Origin of the sequence: Hyphomonas sp., assembly GCF_965284475.1 — a bacterium.
GTDB lineage: Bacteria > Pseudomonadota > Alphaproteobacteria > Caulobacterales > Hyphomonadaceae > Hyphomonas.
This window is the reverse complement of the sequence record NZ_OZ260087.1, coordinates 1,478,511-1,498,837: the sequence shown is the minus strand read 5'-3', so window position 1 is coordinate 1,498,837 and position 20,327 is coordinate 1,478,511. Positions and strand designations below refer to the sequence as shown.

17 protein-coding genes are annotated in these 20,327 nt (G+C 62.2%); 12 read left to right on the top strand and 5 right to left on the bottom strand.

Annotated elements, in window-relative coordinates:
* Positions 1 to 4,542: a glutamate synthase large subunit gene (gene gltB / locus ACQ66M_RS07100; RefSeq protein WP_430402775.1), complete on the top strand. Its 4,542-nt coding sequence runs from the start codon at positions 1 to 3 to the stop codon at positions 4,540 to 4,542.
* A 58-nt stretch (positions 4,543 to 4,600) separates the two neighbouring features.
* On the opposite strand, the gene ACQ66M_RS07095 is transcribed toward gltB, so the two are convergent.
* Positions 4,601 to 5,509 (bottom strand): DUF4349 domain-containing protein, encoded by a 909-nt coding sequence (locus tag ACQ66M_RS07095; RefSeq protein WP_430402773.1) that lies wholly within the window; start codon positions 5,507 to 5,509, stop codon positions 4,601 to 4,603.
* A gap of 159 nt (positions 5,510 to 5,668) precedes the next feature.
* Here ACQ66M_RS07095 and ACQ66M_RS07090 point away from each other — a divergent pair, with 159 nt between their 5' ends.
* Positions 5,669 to 6,931, top strand: coding sequence for a SulP family inorganic anion transporter (locus ACQ66M_RS07090; RefSeq protein ID WP_430402771.1), 1,263 nt, complete (start codon positions 5,669 to 5,671; stop codon positions 6,929 to 6,931).
* Between the two features lie 10 nt (positions 6,932 to 6,941).
* Here ACQ66M_RS07090 and ACQ66M_RS07085 read toward each other — a convergent pair whose 3' ends face one another.
* Positions 6,942 to 8,489, bottom strand: a complete 1,548-nt coding sequence (locus ACQ66M_RS07085; protein WP_430402769.1) for an acyl-CoA carboxylase subunit beta — start codon at positions 8,487 to 8,489, stop codon at positions 6,942 to 6,944.
* Between the two features lie 140 nt (positions 8,490 to 8,629).
* Here ACQ66M_RS07085 and ACQ66M_RS07080 point away from each other — a divergent pair, with 140 nt between their 5' ends.
* From ACQ66M_RS07080 to ACQ66M_RS07035, 10 genes are all read left to right on the top strand, one after another.
* A complete protein-coding gene (locus ACQ66M_RS07080) occupies positions 8,630 to 9,247 on the top strand; it encodes a TetR/AcrR family transcriptional regulator (protein WP_430402767.1) in 618 nt (205 codons plus the stop codon).
* A 3-nt stretch (positions 9,248 to 9,250) separates the two neighbouring features.
* Positions 9,251 to 9,748, top strand: a complete 498-nt coding sequence (locus ACQ66M_RS07075) for an SRPBCC family protein (RefSeq protein WP_430402765.1) — start codon at positions 9,251 to 9,253, stop codon at positions 9,746 to 9,748.
* A 36-nt stretch (positions 9,749 to 9,784) separates the two neighbouring features.
* Complete coding sequence (locus tag ACQ66M_RS07070; RefSeq protein ID WP_430402763.1) at positions 9,785 to 10,495, top strand: glutathione S-transferase family protein; 711 nt, start codon at positions 9,785 to 9,787, stop codon at positions 10,493 to 10,495.
* Positions 10,492 to 10,950, top strand: coding sequence for a VOC family protein (locus tag ACQ66M_RS07065; protein WP_430402761.1), 459 nt, complete (start codon positions 10,492 to 10,494; stop codon positions 10,948 to 10,950). Before ACQ66M_RS07070 ends, ACQ66M_RS07065 begins: the two co-directional genes overlap by 4 nt.
* 17 nt (positions 10,951 to 10,967) lie before the next feature.
* On the top strand, positions 10,968 to 11,312 hold the full coding sequence (locus tag ACQ66M_RS07060) for a DUF1428 domain-containing protein (protein ID WP_430402759.1): 345 nt from the start codon (positions 10,968 to 10,970) through the stop codon (positions 11,310 to 11,312).
* Positions 11,313 to 11,435: 123 nt separating this feature from the next.
* Positions 11,436 to 11,738, top strand: a complete 303-nt coding sequence (locus tag ACQ66M_RS07055) for an SCP2 sterol-binding domain-containing protein (RefSeq protein WP_350173083.1) — start codon at positions 11,436 to 11,438, stop codon at positions 11,736 to 11,738.
* Positions 11,739 to 11,803: 65 nt separating this feature from the next.
* Positions 11,804 to 12,769 (top strand): alpha/beta fold hydrolase, encoded by a 966-nt coding sequence (locus tag ACQ66M_RS07050; protein WP_430402757.1) that lies wholly within the window; start codon positions 11,804 to 11,806, stop codon positions 12,767 to 12,769.
* 35 nt (positions 12,770 to 12,804) lie between these two features.
* Positions 12,805 to 13,485, top strand: coding sequence for a DUF5671 domain-containing protein (locus ACQ66M_RS07045; RefSeq protein ID WP_430402755.1), 681 nt, complete (start codon positions 12,805 to 12,807; stop codon positions 13,483 to 13,485).
* Positions 13,469 to 13,963: a hypothetical protein gene (locus ACQ66M_RS07040; RefSeq protein ID WP_430402753.1), complete on the top strand. Its 495-nt coding sequence runs from the start codon at positions 13,469 to 13,471 to the stop codon at positions 13,961 to 13,963. The genes ACQ66M_RS07045 and ACQ66M_RS07040 overlap by 17 nt, the downstream gene beginning before the upstream one ends.
* A gap of 60 nt (positions 13,964 to 14,023) precedes the next feature.
* The gene (locus tag ACQ66M_RS07035) at positions 14,024 to 15,028 is read left to right on the top strand and encodes a zinc-dependent alcohol dehydrogenase family protein (RefSeq protein ID WP_430402751.1); all 1,005 of its coding nucleotides are present in this window, start codon (positions 14,024 to 14,026) and stop codon (positions 15,026 to 15,028) included.
* A gap of 6 nt (positions 15,029 to 15,034) precedes the next feature.
* On the opposite strand, the gene purH is transcribed toward ACQ66M_RS07035, so the two are convergent.
* From purH to ACQ66M_RS07020, 3 genes are read right to left on the bottom strand one after another with little or no spacing between them, the layout of a single operon-like run.
* The gene (purH, locus tag ACQ66M_RS07030; RefSeq protein ID WP_430402749.1) at positions 15,035 to 16,639 is read right to left on the bottom strand and encodes a bifunctional phosphoribosylaminoimidazolecarboxamide formyltransferase/IMP cyclohydrolase; all 1,605 of its coding nucleotides are present in this window, start codon (positions 16,637 to 16,639) and stop codon (positions 15,035 to 15,037) included.
* 60 nt (positions 16,640 to 16,699) lie between these two features.
* On the bottom strand, positions 16,700 to 18,592 hold the full coding sequence (locus ACQ66M_RS07025; RefSeq protein ID WP_430402747.1) for a polysaccharide biosynthesis protein: 1,893 nt from the start codon (positions 18,590 to 18,592) through the stop codon (positions 16,700 to 16,702).
* Positions 18,589 to 20,319 (bottom strand): heparinase II/III family protein, encoded by a 1,731-nt coding sequence (locus ACQ66M_RS07020; RefSeq protein WP_430402745.1) that lies wholly within the window; start codon positions 20,317 to 20,319, stop codon positions 18,589 to 18,591. The genes ACQ66M_RS07025 and ACQ66M_RS07020 overlap by 4 nt, the downstream gene beginning before the upstream one ends.
* Positions 20,320 to 20,327 lie beyond the last annotated feature (8 nt).

Genomic DNA, 20,327 nt, shown 5'->3' with positions numbered 1-20,327 from the left:
ATGTCAGACTATGTGAAACAGTACGAAGCCAACCGCCAGAAGCTGATCGACGGGCATGCCTATGATCCGGCCGATGAGCACGATGCCTGCGGTGTGGGCCTTGTCGCCGCGCTGGATGGCAAGCCGCGCCGCGAGATTGTCGAGATGGGCATCATGGCGCTGAAGAATGTCTGGCACCGGGGCGCTGTGGACGCCGATGGCAAGACAGGTGATGGCGCAGGTATTCGCGTGGCGGTGCCGCAGGACTTCTTCCGCGAGCATGTCACACGCACAGGCCATACACCGACTGACGATCCGATTTGCGTGGGGCAAATCTTCCTGCCACGCACGGATTTTGGCGCGCAGGAATCGGCCCGCACGATTGTCGAAACCGAAGTCCTGCATTTCGGCTTCTATATCTATGGCTGGCGCCAGCCGCCCGTGGACGTGTCGGTGATCGGCCAGAAAGCCAAGGACACACGCCCGGCCATTGAACAGATCATGTTCCGCGATGCGCAGGGCCGCACACCTGAAGACCTTGAGCGCGCCCTCTATATCTGCCGCCGGCGGATCGAACGCCGGGCCCGCGAAATGGCGATCCCGGGTTTCTATGTCTGCTCGCTCAGCCATGCCTCGCTGATCTACAAGGGCATGTTCCTGGCGCAGGACATCGACAATTTCTACCTCGACCTGCGCGACGACAGGTTCATTTCGAACTTTGCGATCTATCACCAGCGCTATTCAACCAACACGTTCCCGCAATGGTCTCTTGCCCAGCCCTTCCGCATGATCGCGCACAATGGTGAAATCAATACGCTGCGCGGCAACAAGAACTGGATGAAGAGCCACGAGATCCGCATGGTGTCTGAAGCTTTCGGCGAGCATGTGGATGACGTGAAGCCGGTGATCCCGGACGGATCGTCGGATTCGGGGGCGCTGGACTCCGTGTTCGAGCTTCTTTGCAAGTCGGGCCGTCCGGCACCGATGGCCAAAGCCATGTTGATTCCCGAAGCCTGGTCAAAGCGGGATTCCGTCATGCCAACGGCGCACCGCGCACTCTATGATTACTGCAACTCCGTGATGGAGCCGTGGGACGGCCCGGCTGGGATCGCCGCCTATGACGGCCGCTGGGCAATCGCGGGCCTTGATCGAAATGGCCTGCGCCCGCTGCGCTATGCGCTGACGACGGACGGCATTCTCGCGGTGGGGTCGGAGGCCGGCATGTGCCCGCTCGGCGATCATGAAGTTGCCAAGCGGGGCTCGATCCCCGCAGGCGGCATGATTGCGGCCGACCTGAAAACGGGAAAATTCTATGAACATCGCGAACTGATCGATTTCCTCGCCGAGCAGAACCCTTATGAGGAATGGCTGTCCAGTGTCACGGAACTCGAGCCGGAAATCGGCCCGGGGCCGGAGCCGCAATTGTTCGGCAAGGAAGAGCTGCTGCGCCGCCAGACGGCGGCAGGCTATTCGCTTGAGACGCTGGAACTGATTCTGTCGCCAATGGCCGAGGCGGCCAAGGAGGCCATCGGGTCAATGGGCGATGATACGGCGCCAGCAGTGCTGTCCTATTCCTACAGGCCGATGAGCCATTTCTTCCGGCAGAACTTCAGCCAGGTGACAAACCCGCCGGTCGATCCCCTTCGTGAAGCGCGTGTGATGAGCCTGAAGACCCGGTTCAAGAACCTCGGCAACGTCCTCGATACTGACAAGTCGCAACAGGAAGTCTTCGTTCTGGAAAGTCCGGTGCTTAGTACCGGCATGTATGAACGCCTGATCACGCGCCTGGGTGTCGGCATGGCCGAAATCGACTGCACGTTCGACGAGTCGGATGCGACTGGCGATGGCGGCGCGCTGAAGGCCGCACTTGGCCGCATTCGCCGTGAGGCCGAAGAGGCGGTGCGGGAAGGGCGCGAACACATCGTGCTGACCGACCAGTATCAGTCAGCTAGCAAGATCGCGATCCCGATGATCCTGGCAACCGGCGCCGTGCATTCGCATCTGGTGGCCCAGGGACTGCGAACCTTCTGTTCGATCACGGTGCGCTCGGCCGAATGTCTTGATACGCATTATTTTGCGGTCCTTGTCGGCGTTGGTGCAACCTGCGTGAATGCGTATCTCGCACAGGACGTCATCGTCGATCGCCATGCGCGCGGTCTGTTCGACAACCTGTCGCTGAACGAGTGCGTGAAGAACTACAAGGACGCGATTGAAGCCGGTCTCCTGAAGATCATTTCCAAGATGGGGATTTCGGTGATCTCGTCCTATCGCGGCGGTTACAATTTCGAGGCGCTGGGACTTTCCCGTGCGCTTGTGGCGGACTATTTCCCCGGCATGAACAGCCGCATCTCTGGTCTCGGGCTGGCGGGTCTGGAAGAGAACGCGCTGGTCCGTCACGAGGCGGCGTTTGACGAGGATGTGGTGTCGCTGCCCGTGGGCGGTTTCTATCGCCTGCGTGCGAATGAGGAACCGCACGCGCTGGATGGCAACCTGATCCACACCCTGCAGGCGGCGTGCAATCGCGGGGACTATTCGATCTATCGCAAATATGTCGAAGCCGTTCATGCACGTGATCCGCTGCAGCTGCGTGACCTGCTGGACTTCAAAGCCGCCGGAGAGGCCGTGCCGCTGTCGCAAGTCCAGTCGATCAACGAGATCCGGAAGCGGTTCGTGACGCCGGGCATGTCGCTGGGTGCACTCAGCCCTGAGGCCCATGGCACGCTGAACATCGCCATGAACCGGATCGGCGCGAAGTCGGTGTCCGGCGAGGGCGGCGAGGACCGGGCACGCTATCGGCCCCTGCCGAATGGCGACAACATGAACTCGGCCGTGAAACAGATTGCGTCCGGCCGGTTCGGTGTGACGGCGGAATACTTGAACCAGTGCCGCGAGATCGAGATCAAGATTGCCCAGGGCGCAAAGCCCGGTGAGGGCGGCCAGCTGCCCGGCTTCAAGGTGACGGAATTCATTGCCAAGCTTCGCCATGCGACGCCGGGCGTGATGCTGATCTCGCCCCCGCCGCACCATGATATCTATTCGATCGAAGACCTGGCCCAGCTGATCTATGACCTGAAACAGATCAATCCGGATTGCCGCGTCTGCGTGAAACTGGTTGCCCAGTCCGGCGTCGGCACGGTGGCCGCCGGTGTGGCCAAGGCCAAGGCGGACATTATCCTGATCGCTGGCGGCGTTGGCGGGACGGGCGCGAGCCCGCAAACCTCGATCAAGTATGCCGGACTGCCGTGGGAGCTTGGCCTCGCTGAAGCGCACCAGATCCTGTCGCTGAACAATCTGCGCGACAAGGTAACCCTGCGGACAGATGGCGGTCTCAGGACCGGCCGGGACATTGTCATCGCGGCGATGCTGGGGGCCGAGGAATACGGCATCGGCACGGCCAGCCTGATTGCCATGGGCTGCATAATGGTGCGCCAGTGCCATTCGAACACATGCCCGGTGGGTGTGTGTGTGCAGGATGAGGCGCTGCGGGCGCATTTCACCGGCACACCGGAAAAAGTGGTCAACCTGATGAGCTTCATCGCGGAAGACGTGCGCGAAGTACTCGCCTCCCTGGGCCTCACGTCGCTCGACGAGGCGATCGGGCGCACGGACCTGCTCGTGCAGGTCAGCCGGGGCGCGTCGCATCTGGATGACCTCGACCTCAATCCCTTGCTGGTTCAGGTCGATACCGATCATCCGGTCGTCTACCAGCCGACCCGGCGCGAGGAAGTGCCGGATTCGCTCGATGTGCAGATCCTGCGCGATGCCGAGCCATTCTTCGAGCGCGGCGAGAAGATGCAGCTGGAATACAATGTCCAGAACACGATGCGGGCAATCGGAGCACGGTCAAGTTCGGCGATCACCCGCAAATTCGGCATGAGCGCGCTGCCGGAAGGCCGCCTGCACATCCGGCTTGAGGGCTCGGCCGGCCAGTCGCTCGGTGCCTTCAGCGTTCAGGGATTACTGCTGGAAGTGATTGGCGACGCCAATGACTATGTCGGAAAGGGCCTGTCGGGCGCGACCATTGTCGTGGCCCCGAAACCGCGCGAGCGCCGGTCGGCCTCGGGTGATGCCATTGTCGGCAATACCTGCCTTTATGGTGCGACGGCGGGCAAGCTGTTCGCATCGGGTACTGCTGGCGTACGGTTTGCCGTGCGCAATTCCGGCGCCAAGACGGTTGTGGAAGGCTGCGGCGCGAATGGCTGCGAATACATGACCGGTGGCCGGGCCGTGATCCTCGGTCCTGTGGGCGACAATTTCGGGGCAGGCATGACGGGCGGCGTTGCCTTCATTCACGACACGAACAACCGGTTCGAGCGTGTGGCGAACCCTGATTCGATCGACTGGTACCCGCTGGCCGACATGCCGACGGAGCATATTGAACAGTGCCGGGCGTTGGTCCAGGAACACGCTGATCGTACCGGGTCTATCCGGGCAAATGAGCTGCTCGCGGACTGGGAAATGGCCGTCAGCCAGTTTCTGATGGTTGTACCGAAGGAAATCGCTCACCTTCTCCTGCCAAAGGACAAGCCCAAGGCGAAGAAGAAGGTCAGCGAGAAAGCATAAGGCCTGCCGGCACGGCCTCGTCAGCGGATCAGTTCTCGACGAGGCCTCCGGTTTCGCCTCAGGTTTTCTTGCGGCGGATGCGCGGCCAGATGATCTTCAGCCAGAGCCACAGGAACACGCCGAGCAGGATCAGCCATGGCAGGCCGACGGCGAAAGCGGTGATCACGGCAGCGAGCGCGCTCGACAGGTTGTAGAAGAATCCACCGAAGGCATCGCCCAGCGGGCTGAGCGCGCCGGATGAGACTGGGTTGCGCTTGGTCTCGTAGCTGACCGAAAGCTGGCTCATGTTCACCCGCTGCATCAGCGCCTTCATCGAGGATTTCAGCGAATCGATCTCGCCATTGACGCGGGCCAGCTCGCGCTCGGTTTCCAGCAATTCCCCAAGATCGCCGGGGCGGTTTTCCAGAAGATTTTCAATCCGTTTCTGCAGTGCTTCCTGTGCGTGCAGGCGTGCATCCGTATCGATGATCGTGACCGTGAGGTCTTCAGCCGTTGTCTGGCGTGACGTGACTTCCCCCTTGACCTGTTCAGCCTCCGCATCAACACCGCTCAGGAAGAATTCGATCCAGTCCGGTGTCGCACGGATGTTCAGCGAGCCGGACGATTCATCCTCCGACCAGGCGTTCAAGTAGGAATTGGTGACGATGCATTTGGCCGGGCCAGCCGCACTGCAGGCGGCAATGTGGCCCTGCATGACCGGTTCGATGGCTGCGACCGGCAGGCGCAGGCCGAGGGAATGGGAATACGCAATGTATTGCTGGACGGCTGTGTCGGCCGGGGCCTCACCGCCGACGGCTTGTTTCATCGGCGCGCCGTCATATGCCTGTTCGCTCATCACCGGCGCTGGAGGCGGCGCGGCCATGGACTCGGCCATCTCGGCGCGGTCGTAACCGCTCGGCCCGCCGCAGGCGGCCAGCGCCAGGGCGGCCGATGCCGCCAGCAGGAATGTGCGTATCTTCATGATCATGGTCCCTCCACAGATGACACAGAGCCATCATGAAACCTGAATAAAGGCAAGATCGCGCTCGAAATGTGCTGGTCCTGGCGCAGATGCGGCATCAGGGTGCGATACGCAGGCATGCATATTGTGCTAGCTGAGAGCCTCAGTCAGGCAAGTTCACATACCATGAAACCCAAGATCCTCACCACGCTGCAGGAATATTCCTGGTCGCTTTTCCTGGCTGATGTCATGGCAGGGATCACGGTGGCCATGGTTGCCTTGCCGCTGAGCCTGGCGATTGCCATTGCGTCCGGCGCAGACCCGGCGACGGGAATCGTGACAGCGATTGTCGGGGGTTTATTCGTCTCCCTGCTGGGAGGCAGCCGGGTTCAGATCGGCGGGCCGACGGGCGCATTCATCGTTGTCGTGTTCGGCGTGATTGCACAGCATGGCTATGATGGCCTGGTTCTGGCGACATTTATGGCGGGGCTCATCCTCCTGGTGGCGGCCCTGTTGCGGGTCGGCAACCTGATCAGCCTTGTTCCCGAAGCCGTGGTCAACGGGTTCACGATCGGCATTGCGGTGATCATTGCGACGAGCCAGCTCAAAGACCTGTTTGGCCTTTCGGTCGAGGCACTGCCCGCCGATTTCCTGGAGAAACTGCCAGCCTTGTGGGAGGCGCGCGCGACGGCGAGCTATCCGGCGCTGGCGATTGGCCTCGTCACGGCTGCCCTGATCGTCCTGCTCCGCCGGCTGGCACCGCGCGCGCCCGGGCTGATCGTGGCGGTGGGCCTGACCTCGGCCGCTGCGATGGTGATGGCCTTGCCGGTGGAGTCCATCGGGTCGCGTTTCGGTGCTTTGCCAAGCCATTTGCCGATGCCTTCCATCCCCGTGATTTCGCTGGACCGCGTGCTGGAATTGCTGCCGTCTGCTCTCGTCATTGCCTTCCTGGCGGGTGTTGAATCGCTCTTGTCTGCGATGGTGGCTGACAAGATGACTGGCGGCCATCACCGCCCGAATGCCGAAGTTCTTGCGCAGGGCTTTGCGAATGTCGCCTCGTCCCTGTTCGGAGGACTCCCTGCCACGGGCGCCATCGCGCGCACGGCCACCAATGTCCGCGCCGGGGGAAAGACGCCGATTGCAGGCATTGTGCACGCGCTGGTCATCCTGCTGGCCATGCTGGTGGCGGCGCCGCTGGCCGGTTACCTCGTCATGCCGGCGTTGGCGGGCCTGCTGATCCTGACGGCCTGGAACATGAGCGAGCCGCACAAATGGAAAGCCTATTTCGCGGCGCCGATGGCTGACCGGCTGCTCCTCCTGCTGACGCTTGTGCTGACAGTGGTGGCGGATCTGACCGTTGCAATCGGGGTTGGGGTCTCGGTCGGACTGGCGCTGCGCCTGCGCCGCCGGAACGTGCCACCAGCGGAATGGGAAACGCCGGAGCGTTAGGGGCTTGAGGTCAGGGCCGGTAACCGTGGCGGTATTCGCCGGGTTCCATGATGCGGGCGGCATGGTGGATGAAGTCGGCGAGCAGGGGCCGTGTGTCGCGGGGGTCTATGATTTCCTCGGCAAGGAAGCTTTCGGCGGTACGGAAGGGCGAGCGGATGGCTTCGAACTTCCTGTAGAGTGCAGCTTTCAGCTCTTCGGGATTTTCCGCTTCCGACAATTCCTTGCGGAAGGCCGCCTCGATGCCGCCGGCCATGGGCAGGCTGCCCCAGTCGCCGCTAGGCCAGCAATAGCGCCACTTGGTCTTTGACTGGTTCATCATGGCCGAACCGGCAAGGCCATAAGCCTTGCGGATGACCACGGAACAGACGGGCACGCTGGCCTGATAGATCGCGGTCATGGCGCGCACGCCGGCGCGGGTGACGCCGGCGGTTTCCGCCTTCACGCCGACGGCGAAACCGGGGCAATCCACGAAGTGAATGACCGGCAGGTGGAACATGGAGCAGAGGTCCATGTGGCGGGTGACCTTGTCGCAGACATCGGCGGTCCAGGCGCCGTCGAGGAAGAAGGGGTCGCCTGCGAGCAGGCCGACCGGGTGGCCATCGATGCGGGCAAGGCCGCAGACCATGCCGCGGCCCCAGTCATGGCCGATCTCGAAGAAGCTGTGCCGGTCGACCGTTGCCTCGATGATCTTGCGCGGCTTGTAGGGTGTCTTGCCATCGGTCGGCACGATGGAGAGGAGGAAGTCTTCCTTGCGCTTCGGGTCGTCGCGGGGGGCTGTGCGCTCGGGCAGGTCGTGGACCGAGGGCGGCAGGTAGGAGAGGAAGCGGCGGGCGGCCTCGAAGGCATCGGCTTCTGTATCGACCACATTGTCGACCGTGCCGTTCTGGCCCTGGATCTTCCAGCCGCCGAGTTCTTCCTTGGTGACATTCTCGCCGAGGGCAATGGCGACAGGCGGACCGGCGACGAAGACCTGGGAGAGTTCCTTCACCATGACCGAGAAATGGCTGGCAGCGACGCGGCCTGCGCCCATACCGGCACAGGGGCCGAGAGCGAGCGAGACGAAGGGCACCTGCGTCATGCCATGGACGATCTCGTTCCAGCCCGGGGTTTCGGGAATGTAGGTGCGCGGGTCCTTTTCCAATGATTTGACCGAACCGCCTCCGCCCGTGCCGTCGATCATCTGAACCAGCGGCATCCGGTATTCGGTGGCCATGCGGATCGACTGGACCATCTTCTGCCAGATTGCGGCGTCAGACGCGCCGCCGCGCACTGTGAAATCATCGGCAAGGATGACAGCCGGATTGCCATTGAGCGTGGCGCGGCCCGTGACGGAGGTGGAGGGCGTGAAGGCCTCCAGTTCGTCATCCGGGCCATAGGTGGCTTTGCCGGCGATCTTGCCGATCTCGTGGAAACTACCGGGATCGACAAGGAAGGCGACGCGATCGCGCACTGTCAGCTTGCCGCGCCCGCGCTGGCGCTCGACCGGCTCGTCGCCGCCCATCCTTTCCGACAGGCGCTCACGCCGGCGGAGTTCTTCAATCGATTTTTCCCAACTCATGCCTCCATCATTCGGCGCTGGCGCCCCCTTTGGTCAAGCCTTTCCGGAGCCCGCGCCGGGCGTTCCGCAAGGGCAGCCGGGCTCTCGCTTGACAAACATACCAACTGGTCGGTATGTTAAGACTCAAGGAGACAGACTGCATGGCCACACGGCAAGCCCCCGCGAAAGACAAGCTGATTGACGCCGCTGTGAAAGTGGTGCGGGAGAAGGGCTTCAATGCGACCTCGGTGGACGATCTCTGCCGGGAGGCGGGCGTCACCAAGGGCGCCTTCTTCCATCACTTCCCGACCAAGACGGATCTCGGCATTGCTGCAGCCGAGGCCTGGAAGGTTCACGCGAATGCCCTGTTCGGCAACGCGCCCTATATGGCGCATGAGGATCCGCTGGAGCGTTTCCTTGGCTACCTCACATTCCGGCGTGACATGCTGGACGGGCCGATAGCCGAATTCACCTGCCTTGTCGGCACGATGGTGCAGGAGTCCTACGGCACGCTGCCCGAATTGCGAGAGGCCTGCCACGATTCGATCTGGGGCCACGCGCTGACACTGGTTGACGATATCGAGGCGGCTCGCGCACGCCATGGCGTGACGGGAAACTGGACATCGGAAAGTCTCGCCCTGCACACGCAGGCCGTGCTGCAGGGCGCATTCATCCTCGCCAAGGCCGACAATGGTGCGTGCGCCGCCCGCCACAGCGCAGACCATCTCATACGCTATGTGCGGATGCTGTTCAATTTGCCCCCTCAAGCCATGGAGTAAAGAATGTCTGATCCAGTTGTCCCTGAAACCCCGCATCAGCATGACCTCGTCCTTGAGCGGACCATTGCTGCCCCGGCAGACGTGCTCTACCGCTGCTATACCGAGCCGGAGCTTGTCTGCCAGTGGTTCTGTCCTCATCCGTGGAAAGTGACAGAGGCGAGCCTGGACCTGCGTCCCGGTGGGACGAGTTATCATCGTATGGAAGGCCCGGATGGCGAGGTAAACCATGTGCGCGGGCAATATGTGGAAATTGTGCCGGGCAAGCGGATTGTCGGCACGGATGCGTTTATCGGCAACTGGGTGCCTTCCGAAAAGCCGTTCATGACCTCGATCATCACGTTCAGGGACATGGGGGACGGGACAACGCTCTATCGCGCTGTCGCCCGGCACTGGAATGCCGAAGACAAGACACTGCACGAGGAGATGGGCTTTGATGAAGGCTGGGGCAAGGCGGCCGACCAGCTGGAAGAGCTCGCGCAGAACCTCCTCGCAAACGCCTGAATCAATCCGACCAGTCTGCCAGGACGGAGACACAAAATGGCAATTCCGGATCCAGCTGACAATTTCAACGCCGCCACGATGAGCAGCGCGCGGCTCACGCTGTATTTCTCGCGCAACCTGAACCCGCGCGTGGCTGTCGCGGCGGCCCGGTTCCTCGATGCACCGGTGGACTATGTTCCCGCGAGTCCCAGGCATCCGGCGCACGAAGCTGCCTTTCGCGCGATCAACCCGAACGGGCTCGTGCCGGTGCTGGTTGAAGACGGACGGTCGCTTTGGGAAGCGGACGCCATCGCCCTTCGCCTGTCGCGCCTTACCGGATCATGGTTCTGGCCGGGGGACGGACGCGAAGCCGAGATCCAGATGTGGGTGAGCTGGAGCAACCTTCATCTCACCCGCCCGGGCAGCAGCTTCTACTTCCATCGGCTGGTCCGGCCGCAATTCTCGAACGAAGAACCGGATGCGGACTTCATGGCGGACGAAATGAGCCAGTTCCGGCAGGGGGCCGCCGTTCTGGATGGATACCTTGCCGGGCGCGAATGGCTGGTCGATGACACGCTGACCTATGCCGATTTCCGCGCCGCGACGCTGTTCCCGTTTGCAGCGGCAGCCGGGCTTCCGGTGGCCGATTACCCGAACATCGTTCGCTGGCACGATCAGCTGAACCAGCTGGATGCATGGCGCGACCCGTTTTGCGGCCTTTCCGAGCACCCTGATCAGATCAAACCCCTGCAAGGAGCCCCGGCATGATCACTCCACCAAAGATCACCCCCTTCCTCTGGTATGGCGGTGACGCGGAACAGGCGGCGGAATTCTATGTCTCGCTGATTCCGGACTCGCGGATCGTCGATGTGCAGCGCCAGGGCGATGCCGCGTTTGTCGTCTCGTTCGAACTCGCTGGCGTGAGTTTCACGGCCATGAATGGCGGACCGGGCCGTCCGCATACGGAGGCCTTCTCGATCGCTGTGACGTGCGAGGACCAGGCAGAGGTTGACCGGCTCTGGGCGGCGTTCACCGATGGCGGCAAGGAAGTCCAGTGCGGATGGCTTGTCGACCGGTTCGGCCTCAGCTGGCAGATCGTGCCGAAGCGGTTCTTCCAGCTCATGGGCGCCGGCACGCCGGAACAGTCGCACCGGGTGATGCAGGCGATGCTTAAAATGGTGAAATTCGACGTGGCGGCGCTGGAGGCCGCGTTTGCGGGTTAATCTGGAAGGAGATTGAAATGACATATGTGGATGGGTTCCTGCTGGCCGTGCCGACTGCACGGAAGGATCGCTACCTGGAGATCGCGCGGGATGCGGCGGTGGTGTTCAGGAAGCATGGCGCCTTGAGCGTGGTGGAAACCTGGGGCGATGACGTGCCCGACGGCAAGGTGACGTCCTTCCCGATGGCGGTGAAACTGAAGCCCGATGAGACGGTGGTGTTCTCCTGGATCACCTGGCCCTCGAAAGTGACACGCGACATGGGCATGCAGGCGGCAATGGAAGAGATGGGACAGCCGGACGACGTGCCCTTCGATGGTCAGCGCATGATCTTCGGCGGTTTCGAGACCATTCTCGAGGCCTGACGAGGCATCGCAAATCGGACGGGGGCCGGGCTGAACAATTCTGCCCGGCTTCAATCTTTACTTGCGTTCCCCGGGGTCACTCTGCTTTATCCCCTTCAAGACCCATTCCAAGGAGGACCCGTTATGGATCTCGCAGAACTCACAACCAAGGCTTCATCCGCTGTCCAGCCGGGCGGCGATTTCACCAAAAAAGTAAAGTTTGACTTCGGTAGCGTCGGCAAGCTTTTCATTGATGGCGCCGCAGGCAAAGTTGACAATTCGGACGGTGACGCTGACGCCACGATCAAGGTTGACTGGGATGACTTCCAGAAGATTTCCGGCGGCCAGATGGATCCGACCATGGCCTTCATGCAGGGCAAGCTGAAGGTTGAAGGCGACATGTCGGTTGCCATGCAGCTGCAGAGCCTGATGAAGAAGTTCTCGTAAGACCGCGACGGCTTTCCAATCCAGAAGGGGCCGCCCCGGGGAAACCTGAGGGCGGCTTTTTTCAGATGACAGACAAAACGGCCCCTTCCCCAGCCAGCCAGCGCGATGACTTTGTGGTCGTGCCAGGCAATCCTGCGCCGGATGGGGCCGGGATCGTCTGGTTCAAGGGGAGCCATGGCCGCGCCCTGCGGGCGTGTATCGCACCGGCGCTAACCGATGCGAATCCACGTGGCACTGTGATCGTTTGCCCTGGACGCACTGAGTTCATCGAGAAGTATTTCGAGGTCGGCCGCGAATTGCAGGCAATGGGCTTTGCCGTCGTCATCATCGACTGGCCGGGCCAGGGGCGCTCGGAGCGTTTGCTCGACGACACGAAAAAGGGTCATATCGACCGGTTCGAAACATTCATGGGCGCGCTGGCGAACGGGCTGGAAAAATTCGATGATCGCTTACCGCGTCCCTATGTGTCACTGGCCCACTCCATGGGCGGCGCGATCGCGCTGGCGGCCATTGCGCAGGGACTGGTGAAGGTGGAAGCCGCCGCTTTCAGTGCGCCAATGTGGGGGCTGAAATCGAAATTCTTCGGCATGAACTATCTTGTCTGGGCGATGCGGGTAACGGGCCGGTCGGGCGATTATGCGCAACAGCCGGGGCCGCCGGAAACGTTCGCGAGCAATATTGTGACGCATGACCAGCGCCGCTGGCAGATTCAGCGCGACCTTTGCGATGCCGCGCCGGAACTGGAGCTTGGCCCCGTCACCTGGGGCTGGCTGGGCGCATCGCTGAACATTGTGGCGACTTTCGGCAAGGCGAAAGCCCTGAACAAGGTTGGCATCCCCGTCTTCGTCGCATCAGCGGGCGAGGAAAAACTTGTCGACAATGCATCGCACGCGGCGGTTTGCGCGCGGCTGCCCGACTGCGAGCATGTCACGGTCGACGGTGCGATGCATGAAATCCTGATGGAAACCGATGAGCGCAGGGCCGCGTTCTGGGACGGCTTTGAGCGACTGTTGAAGCGCGCCGGAATCTGACCGTCTGGTGAGGCCGCCGCGAACAGGCTATGGTCGTGATCGAACCCAGAGGTGAGAATGCGATGGCAGACAAGACGCTTGTGGAATTCGTGAAGGAAAGCCTCGAGCGGGGACAATCGCGCGAGGCAATCATCGAGGCGCTGGCCAAGGCGGGCTGGCGCCGCGCCGAGGTGGATTCGGCGCTGCACACCTATTCCGACGTCACCTTTCCCGTGGCGGTGCCGCGGCCGCAGCCCTATCTCTCCGCGCGCGAAGCCTTTTTCTACCTTCTCTTCTTCATACTGCTCGGGATCGTCTCCTTCAGCCTCGGATCACTCCTGTTCGCGCTGATCGAATACGGGTTTCCTGACCGCTCCTCTGTCAATGACTATCGCGTGATCCGTCTGGAGTCGCAGGTGCGCAGCGGCATCTCCGGCCTCCTGGTCGCGACGCCGGTCTTCCTCTGGCTCGGCTACATCCTGCGCGGTGCCCGGCAGCGGAACCCGCAATTGCAACGCTCGCGGATCCGCAAATGGCTAACCTATGTCAGCCTTGTCATCGCCGGGTGCACGCTGGTTGGGGACGGCATTTCGCTCGTCTACAATTTCCTCGGCGGGGACCTGACGACGCGGTTCGTGCTGAAGTCGCTCGTGGTAGCCGTCATTGCCGGCGCAATCTTCACCTATTTCATCAGCGATGCTGAGAAGGGAGACACGGGTGATGTGGACCCCGCGTGAAGCCGGAGACTGGCTTGCCGTTGCGCTGGTCACGGTCGTCGTCGCGAGCATCGCGGCAGGGCTCGTCATCATTGGCGGACCGGCAAAGGCGCGTCAGGAACAGCAGGACAGCATGCGCCTGCAGGCGCTGGCTGAGACCGCGATGGCGCTCAATTGCTACAATCGCGGTGTTGGCACACTGCCGGACGACATGTCGCCTGTGCGCGCAGCCATTGAGGATGCGGGATCGGACGCTCGCCTCGCGCCGGGTTGCCGCAATGTGAACTGGCGCGATGATCCGGTTTCGGGTGAGGCGTTCGAGATTATTACAGTCGATGACCGGCACGCCGAGATCTGCGCCGTCTTCGCACGGCCGGGGCGCGGCGACACGGGCATTCCCTATTACGGTTTGGGCGTTGACCATATCAATTCGTCAGCGCCGCGCCCTGAGCCGGGCCGGTTCTGCTATACGGTCGATATTGCTGCGTCACCCGGGTGATCTGCTTGACTTCCCTAGCGTCGCCACCCGACCTCTGGAGAAAACAAGGAGGATACCCCTATGAAAGTGGCAGCAGTCAAGAAGCCCGGCGGACCCGGAAACCTGATCATTGAAGACCGGGCCGACCCGAAACCCGGCCGCGGCGAAATCCTCGTTCGCGTTAAGGCGAGCAGCCTTAACTACCATGACTTCGTGGTGGTAATGGGGGGCATACCGACCCCCGACGGACGTATCCCAATGTCGGACGGGGCCTGCGAGGTGGTTTCGGTGGGCGAGGGAGCAAACCGGTTCAAGCCGGGCGACAAGGTGCTGAGCCTGTTCTTCCCGAACTGGCATTCAGGCGGTCCGCAAATGTCCGGCTTTGCCAGCGTGCCTGGCGACGGGGCCGACGGATTTGCGGCAGAGCTCGTTGCCGCACCGGAAACGGCCTTCACGCGCATGCCTGAGGGCTACTCATTTGAAGAAGCAGCAACGCTGCCCTGCGCTGCCCTGACGGCGTGGCGCGCACTGATGGTGGAAGCCAGGATCAAGCCGGGTGACTGGGTGCTGACCCAGGGCACAGGCGGCGTTTCGATCTTTGCGCTGCAATTCGCGAAAGCCGCCGGCGCCCGTGTCATTGCGACCTCGTCGTCGGATGAAAAGCTCAAGCGCCTGAAGGATCTCGGTGCGGATCACCTGATCAATTACAAGGATACGCCGGAATGGGGCAAGAAAGCCAAGCAACTGACCGGCGGACGCGGCGTTGACGAAGTTGTCGAGATTGGCGGTCCGGGTACGCTTGCCCAGTCGATTGCAGCCTCCCGGATGGGCGGGCACATCTCGCTGATCGGCGTCCTGACCGGCGTCTCGGGTGAAGTGCCGACAGCGGCCCTGTTCTCGATGAACATTACCTTGTCAGGCATCACGGTCGGGTCTGCCGCGCATCAGGAAGACATGATCGCCGCGATTGAAGCGAACGGTATAAGGCCCGTCCTCGACCAGACCTTCCCGCTCGACAGGATTGCCGATGCGTTCGCGCATCAGGCGTCGCAAAAGCACTTTGGCAAGATCATCGTTTCGATCTGAGTGCGGTCAGTGACGGAAATGGCGCATGCCGGTGAAGACCATGGCAAGGCCGGCATCATCTGCGGCGGCGATCACCTCGTCGTCGCGGATTGATCCGCCGGGCTGGATCACCGCTGTCGCCCCGGCCGACGCAGCCTGCAGCAGGCCGTCCGGGAACGGGAAGAAGGCATCTGACGCGGCAACGCAGCCCTTGGTCTTCGGCACAACCCAGCCGGCCAGCTCGGCGGCATCCTCGGCCTTGCGCGCAGCGATGCGTGCGGAGTCGATCCGGCTCATCTGGCCAGCGCCGATGCCGACCGTCGCACCGTCCCGGGCGTAGACGATGGTGTTCGACTTGACGTGTTTGGCGACGCGCCAGGCGAACAGGAGATCGTCGAACTGTTCCTCTGTCGGCGTTCTGCGGGTGACCACTTTCAGGTCGGCGCGCGTGATGCGGCCGAAGTCACGGTCCTGCATCAGGAAGCCACCGGCAACCGTCTTGACGAATTGGCCTGCAGCGGCAGGATCGGGCAGGCCCTCGGTAATCAGGAGGCGGAGATTTTTCTTCTTGGCGAAGATGGCCTCGGCGTCTGCATCCGCGCCGGGGGCAATCACGACTTCGGTGAAGACCTGGCTGATTTCGTCGGCCGTGGCGCCATCGAGGGGGCGGTTCAGGGCGACGATGCCGCCAAAGGCCGACGTTGAGTCGCATGCGAGGGCCGCGCGATAAGCGTCGATGATCGTCTTGCCCTGTGCCACGCCACAGGGATTGGCATGCTTGATGATGGCGACGGCCGGCGTATCGGCGCCAAGCTCGCCGATCAGTTCATAAGCCGCATCCGTGTCATTGATATTATTGTAGGAGAGCGCCTTGCCCTGGAGTTGACGGGCCGTGGCGACGCCGGGGCGTTTCTCGCCGGTGACGTAGAAGGCTGCCTTCTGGTGCGGGTTTTCGCCATAGCGCAACGCTTCCTGAAGCTGGCCGCCCATGGCCGCCCAGTCTGGCGCCGTGTCACCCAGCTGGCGCGCATACCAGCTGGAAATGGCGGCGTCATAGGCAGCGGTGCGGGCATAGGTCTTGGCCGCGAGCTTACGGCACAGCGCAACAGGCACAGACCCTTGGGACGCTTCCATTTGAGCGATCACCGCATCGACATCCCCGCCATCCGTGCAGACCGCAACGAAGCTGCCATTCTTGGCTGCGGCGCGCAGCATGGCCGGGCCGCCAATGTCGATATTCTCGATACAGGTCCCGAAATCGGCACCAGCCGCAACGGTCGCTTCGAACGGGTATAGGTTCACGTAGATCAGGTCGATGGCGCCGATCCCGTGGGTTTCCGCGTCCTTCACATGGGAGGGATTGTCACGCAGGTAGAGCAGGCCGCCATGAACGGCGGGGTGAAGCGTCTTGACGCGGCCGTCCATCATTTCCGGGAAACCCGTCAGCTCGGCGACATCCCGGACGGCAAGGCCTGCCTCTTTCAGCAATTTCGACGTTCCGCCGGTGGAAACGAGTTCCACACCCATTGCGGCAAGCTTGCGGGCCTGGTCGACAAGGCCCGTCTTGTCGGAGACAGACAGGAGGGCACGGCGGATGCGAACGGGCGCTCCGCGGGTGGCGGCGTCGGTCATGGGGGCGTCCTCTGGCGGCTGACTGAACAAGCGCGCGGGGTAGCACGAAAGGCCGCAGCGTCAAGCGCTGTGGCGGCGGCCCCTGAAAGCACAATTTGCGCCATATTCGGGAACGAGTACGCCAAGCAATCTCAAGGTTTCCGATCTTTCCCGGCGGCTGGCCGCTTCCAGGAGCGCTACAAGCTGCTTGTCGAACAGTTCGCCATGGCCGTTCGGAGACGCGACGCGGTTGACGCCTTCGACACGTGTCGGGCTGACTTGCTCGTGTTCGTAGGTGAGTGCTTCGTGCATTTTCTCGCCGTCACGCAAGCCTGTTGTCACGATCTGGATGTCTTCGCCGGGGACGAGGCCCTTGAGACGGATCATGGTCTCGGCGAGTTGCAGGATGCGGATCGGCTCGCCCATATCGAGGACGAACAGGTCCGCCGCGCCTTCCATCGCCTGCAGGGCTGATGCCTGAAGCACAAGGGAAGAGGCCTCTTCCACTGTCATGAAGTAACGCGTGACGCCGGGATGAGTCAGTGTCACCGGCCCGCCAGCGGCGATCTGTCGCTCGAACAGCGGAACCACAGAGCCGGATGATCCGAGGACATTGCCGAAACGGACCATCGAGGCGGACATCCGGGAATCGGCGGCAATCCGGCTGACGGCGATCTCTGCAAGACGCTTGGTCGCGCCCATCACATTGTCCGGATCGACGGCCTTGTCGGTCGAGATGAATACAAACCGGCGCGCCCCGACGGCAACGGCTGCGCGTGCCGAATTCACGGCGCCGCCGACGTTGGTGAGCACCGCTTCGCACAGATTGTGCTCCATCAGAGGAACATGCTTGAGGGCGGCGGCATGGATCACGAGATCGGGCTGTGCGCGCTGGAAGACGTCAGTGAGGCGCGCCATGTCACGGACATCACCCAGACGCGATGCGACCTGAACGGTTGGAGCCATTGCGCCCAAATTCATATCAATGGCGTAAAGGTTCAGTTCCGATGCATCGAGAATGGTCAGGCTGTACGGAGAGAGTGCTGCAACTTGCCGGCTGAGTTCTGCACCGATCGTGCCGCCTCCGCCCGTGACAAGCACATTCGCATTCCGGATGATGTTCCGTACGGGCTCGATGTCCAGCTGGCGTTCCGGACGGGCCAGCAGGTCAGCTGGGCGCACGGGCTCAAGGATTTGCGCCGCCTCATCACTCCCCAGCGCCATGATTTCCGCGCCGTGGGTCGAGGCAATGTCGAGGACCTGAAGCATGCCTTCGCGTGAACGCGCGGTACCCGTCACAGCCAGCCATGGCGTCTGGCCATAGCGAACGCGCAGAACGTCAATAACATTGCCGAGGTCCTCAAGGCATCCCATGATGGGAACGCCGCGTATGGCGCGGCCGGGATCCGCGCCACGCATCTCGACGACGCCGAGGACGCGGACCTTGCTGCCCTGAGGCGACATCTGCAGGCGCCGCAACACCGTCACGCAATTTTCCACATCACCGACAAGCAGGACGGGCTGTCCGGAACGGGATACCGGATTGAATATCTGAAGCGGCATCTGCGTAGAACGAGACAGGGCAATCATGCGGCCTGCGAACAGAAGGATTGTCCAGAGCAGGGTCGCGACAAGGAATGTGGCCCAGGGCGCAACCAGCCGGCCATTGAGCAGCAACATGACAGGCAGGTAGAACAGGCCTGACAGGCCAACGGCCTGCACGATCATCACCGCATCCGGCCAGCCCATATGGCGCCAGACCTGCTTCTGGACGCCGCGGATTGTGAAGCCGAGAATGACGGCCAGCACAAAGAAAAATGTGCTGAGCACGCCCGAGCCGATCGCGTAAGGGCCCGTGATGGCGTCCGATGACCAGATGAGAATTGATGATGCAATCATGGCAGTCGCCGCCATGGCTGCGTCAAAACTCAGCGTCAGGAGCATGGAACGACGTGCAGAGCGTTGCGGATTCATGCGGCCGCCTCCTTCAGGAATGCCCAACGGATGCAGTTTGGAGGTTCATTGCCGTCACTATTCGGGTCTGCATAGCCCGCCATGACAATCTGTTCAGGCTGCTCCACGCTGCCGCGTGCGAGATACACAGTGCGTTCGAGCCTTGTGCCTTCATGGCTGGTCTTGAAGCGCCACACAGCGCCATTATCGCAGATCAGGCGGATGGCATCGCGAGACATCATCGCCGTGACGGTCGGGTGGAGATGGAAGCGAATTTCGAAATTGATGAACTTGGTATCGTCTGAGGATGGCTGGGAAATCGGCCGCACCAGCGAATCCTCCCCCGTGAGCCGAGAGCCGTCGCCCGCCATGAACAGTCGCCGACGATGCAGCAAACCACATGCCGCCTTGTAGCCGCCGTGCTGCGCATCAAGCCAGATTTCGTCAGCTTCCTCGAGCCGTTTGGCTGAAATGCCTTCCGGGCCAATCGCTGCGAGCAGCCTGGATTCGTCATTCGTCACGAAGCTCGACGAATCCCGCCCGGCCAGAACCAGGGTTGAATGCGCGCCGGTTCGCCGGACGGCGGCCTGCCAGTCAACATTGACCTCGGCGCTGTAACCGCAGGATGTCACCAGTCGGGCCGGGCCATCCGACAATTCAAAGCCGAGTGCGCCGGCGTGCGCAAAATCACCGAAAGGCCGTGGCGGGGCCTCACCGCAATCGAGAACCAGCCGCACGGGGCCTTTCTGGAGTTTCTGGAAGCCCGATTTGGGCGCGAACGTGAAACGGCGCGGCGGTGCATCGAGGCGGTCAAGCGCGGCGCTCACGGCTTCCGGCCGGCCTTCATCCCCATCATTGAAGGGGTTGAGCGCGCCGTCTTCTGTCTGGAAAAAGGCCAGCATGGCCCCCATTCTCGGAATCCATTTTCCGAAATAGTCCGGCACATTGTGACCGGCTTGCTGCAACACGTCGCGCAGCGTGAGCAGGTTCAGGAGCGCAGACAAGAGACGCGACGGGCTGCGGCTGACATGGCCGCCATCGGGAAGGATTTGTGCCGTACATTCCCCGTCGAGGCGCGCCAGGGCGTCATCCAGATGATGGGCCCCGTCGAGGCAGACGGAACGGGCGACCATGACACATGAGCCGATCCAGCGCGTCTTCGGATCGGTGGTGTGGTCGAGCGATTCAGACAAAAACCGCAATTGGCGGATCAGGCATTCCATCCGCGCAGCGGGGCTGTCGCCGGAGAAGATGTGCTCGGAGCAGCGCATCCAGTTCCAGATGCGACTGGCTGTCGGTTCGGCGCGCCAGGCAAAGCCATTGAATGCACCAAATGTCTCAATCCAGGAATCAATATAGACGTTGGCCCGTTTGATGCCGGCAGCCCCCTGAGAGACGAGATCGGGCAGCCAGTCGAACCGGTGAAGCCTGTCGGCAAAGTGGCGTGATGGCATCGGGACTGACCAGGGGGGCTGCGCAGGCTCAAGTGTCAGCCGCTCCATGCCGATGCGCCATACATCACGCATCAGGGCTTCACCGCGCCATGTGTCGGGCGGGACAAGGTCTGGCAGATGGCAGGAGAAGGCTTCGGGCGCGGTACCGGTCAGTTTCAGGCGCTGCAGCGCACCGATTCGGGCATCTTCGCCTGCAATGCCCCGAAATCGGCGCCATAGCGCAGCATCATCAGCGCTTGAGCGCGTGCGGTCAGTCCGGAATTCGCTGTCTCCACCACCCACGGCACGGACCATTCTGCAAC

Bases quoted from the DNA above. Each gene is read 5' to 3' on its own strand.
- ACQ66M_RS07020 (WP_430402745.1), bottom strand. From the start codon at position 20,319: ATGGTCCGTGCCGTGGGTGGTGGAGACAGCGAATTCCGGACTGACCGC.
- ACQ66M_RS07065 (WP_430402761.1), top strand. From the start codon at position 10,492: ATGATCACTCCACCAAAGATCACCCCCTTCCTCTGGTATGGCGGTGAC.
- ACQ66M_RS07095 (WP_430402773.1), bottom strand. From the start codon at position 5,509: ATGATCATGAAGATACGCACATTCCTGCTGGCGGCATCGGCCGCCCTG.
- ACQ66M_RS07080 (WP_430402767.1), top strand. From the start codon at position 8,630: ATGGCCACACGGCAAGCCCCCGCGAAAGACAAGCTGATTGACGCCGCT.
- ACQ66M_RS07075 (WP_430402765.1), top strand. From the start codon at position 9,251: ATGTCTGATCCAGTTGTCCCTGAAACCCCGCATCAGCATGACCTCGTC.
- ACQ66M_RS07055 (WP_350173083.1), top strand. From the start codon at position 11,436: ATGGATCTCGCAGAACTCACAACCAAGGCTTCATCCGCTGTCCAGCCG.
- ACQ66M_RS07025 (WP_430402747.1), bottom strand. From the start codon at position 18,592: ATGAATCCGCAACGCTCTGCACGTCGTTCCATGCTCCTGACGCTGAGT.
- ACQ66M_RS07060 (WP_430402759.1), top strand. From the start codon at position 10,968: ATGACATATGTGGATGGGTTCCTGCTGGCCGTGCCGACTGCACGGAAG.
- purH (WP_430402749.1), bottom strand. From the start codon at position 16,639: ATGACCGACGCCGCCACCCGCGGAGCGCCCGTTCGCATCCGCCGTGCC.
- ACQ66M_RS07090 (WP_430402771.1), top strand. From the start codon at position 5,669: ATGAAACCCAAGATCCTCACCACGCTGCAGGAATATTCCTGGTCGCTT.
- ACQ66M_RS07035 (WP_430402751.1), top strand. From the start codon at position 14,024: ATGAAAGTGGCAGCAGTCAAGAAGCCCGGCGGACCCGGAAACCTGATC.
- ACQ66M_RS07070 (WP_430402763.1), top strand. From the start codon at position 9,785: ATGGCAATTCCGGATCCAGCTGACAATTTCAACGCCGCCACGATGAGC.
- gltB (WP_430402775.1), top strand. From the start codon at position 1: ATGTCAGACTATGTGAAACAGTACGAAGCCAACCGCCAGAAGCTGATC.
- ACQ66M_RS07085 (WP_430402769.1), bottom strand. From the start codon at position 8,489: ATGAGTTGGGAAAAATCGATTGAAGAACTCCGCCGGCGTGAGCGCCTG.
- ACQ66M_RS07050 (WP_430402757.1), top strand. From the start codon at position 11,804: ATGACAGACAAAACGGCCCCTTCCCCAGCCAGCCAGCGCGATGACTTT.
- ACQ66M_RS07040 (WP_430402753.1), top strand. From the start codon at position 13,469: ATGTGGACCCCGCGTGAAGCCGGAGACTGGCTTGCCGTTGCGCTGGTC.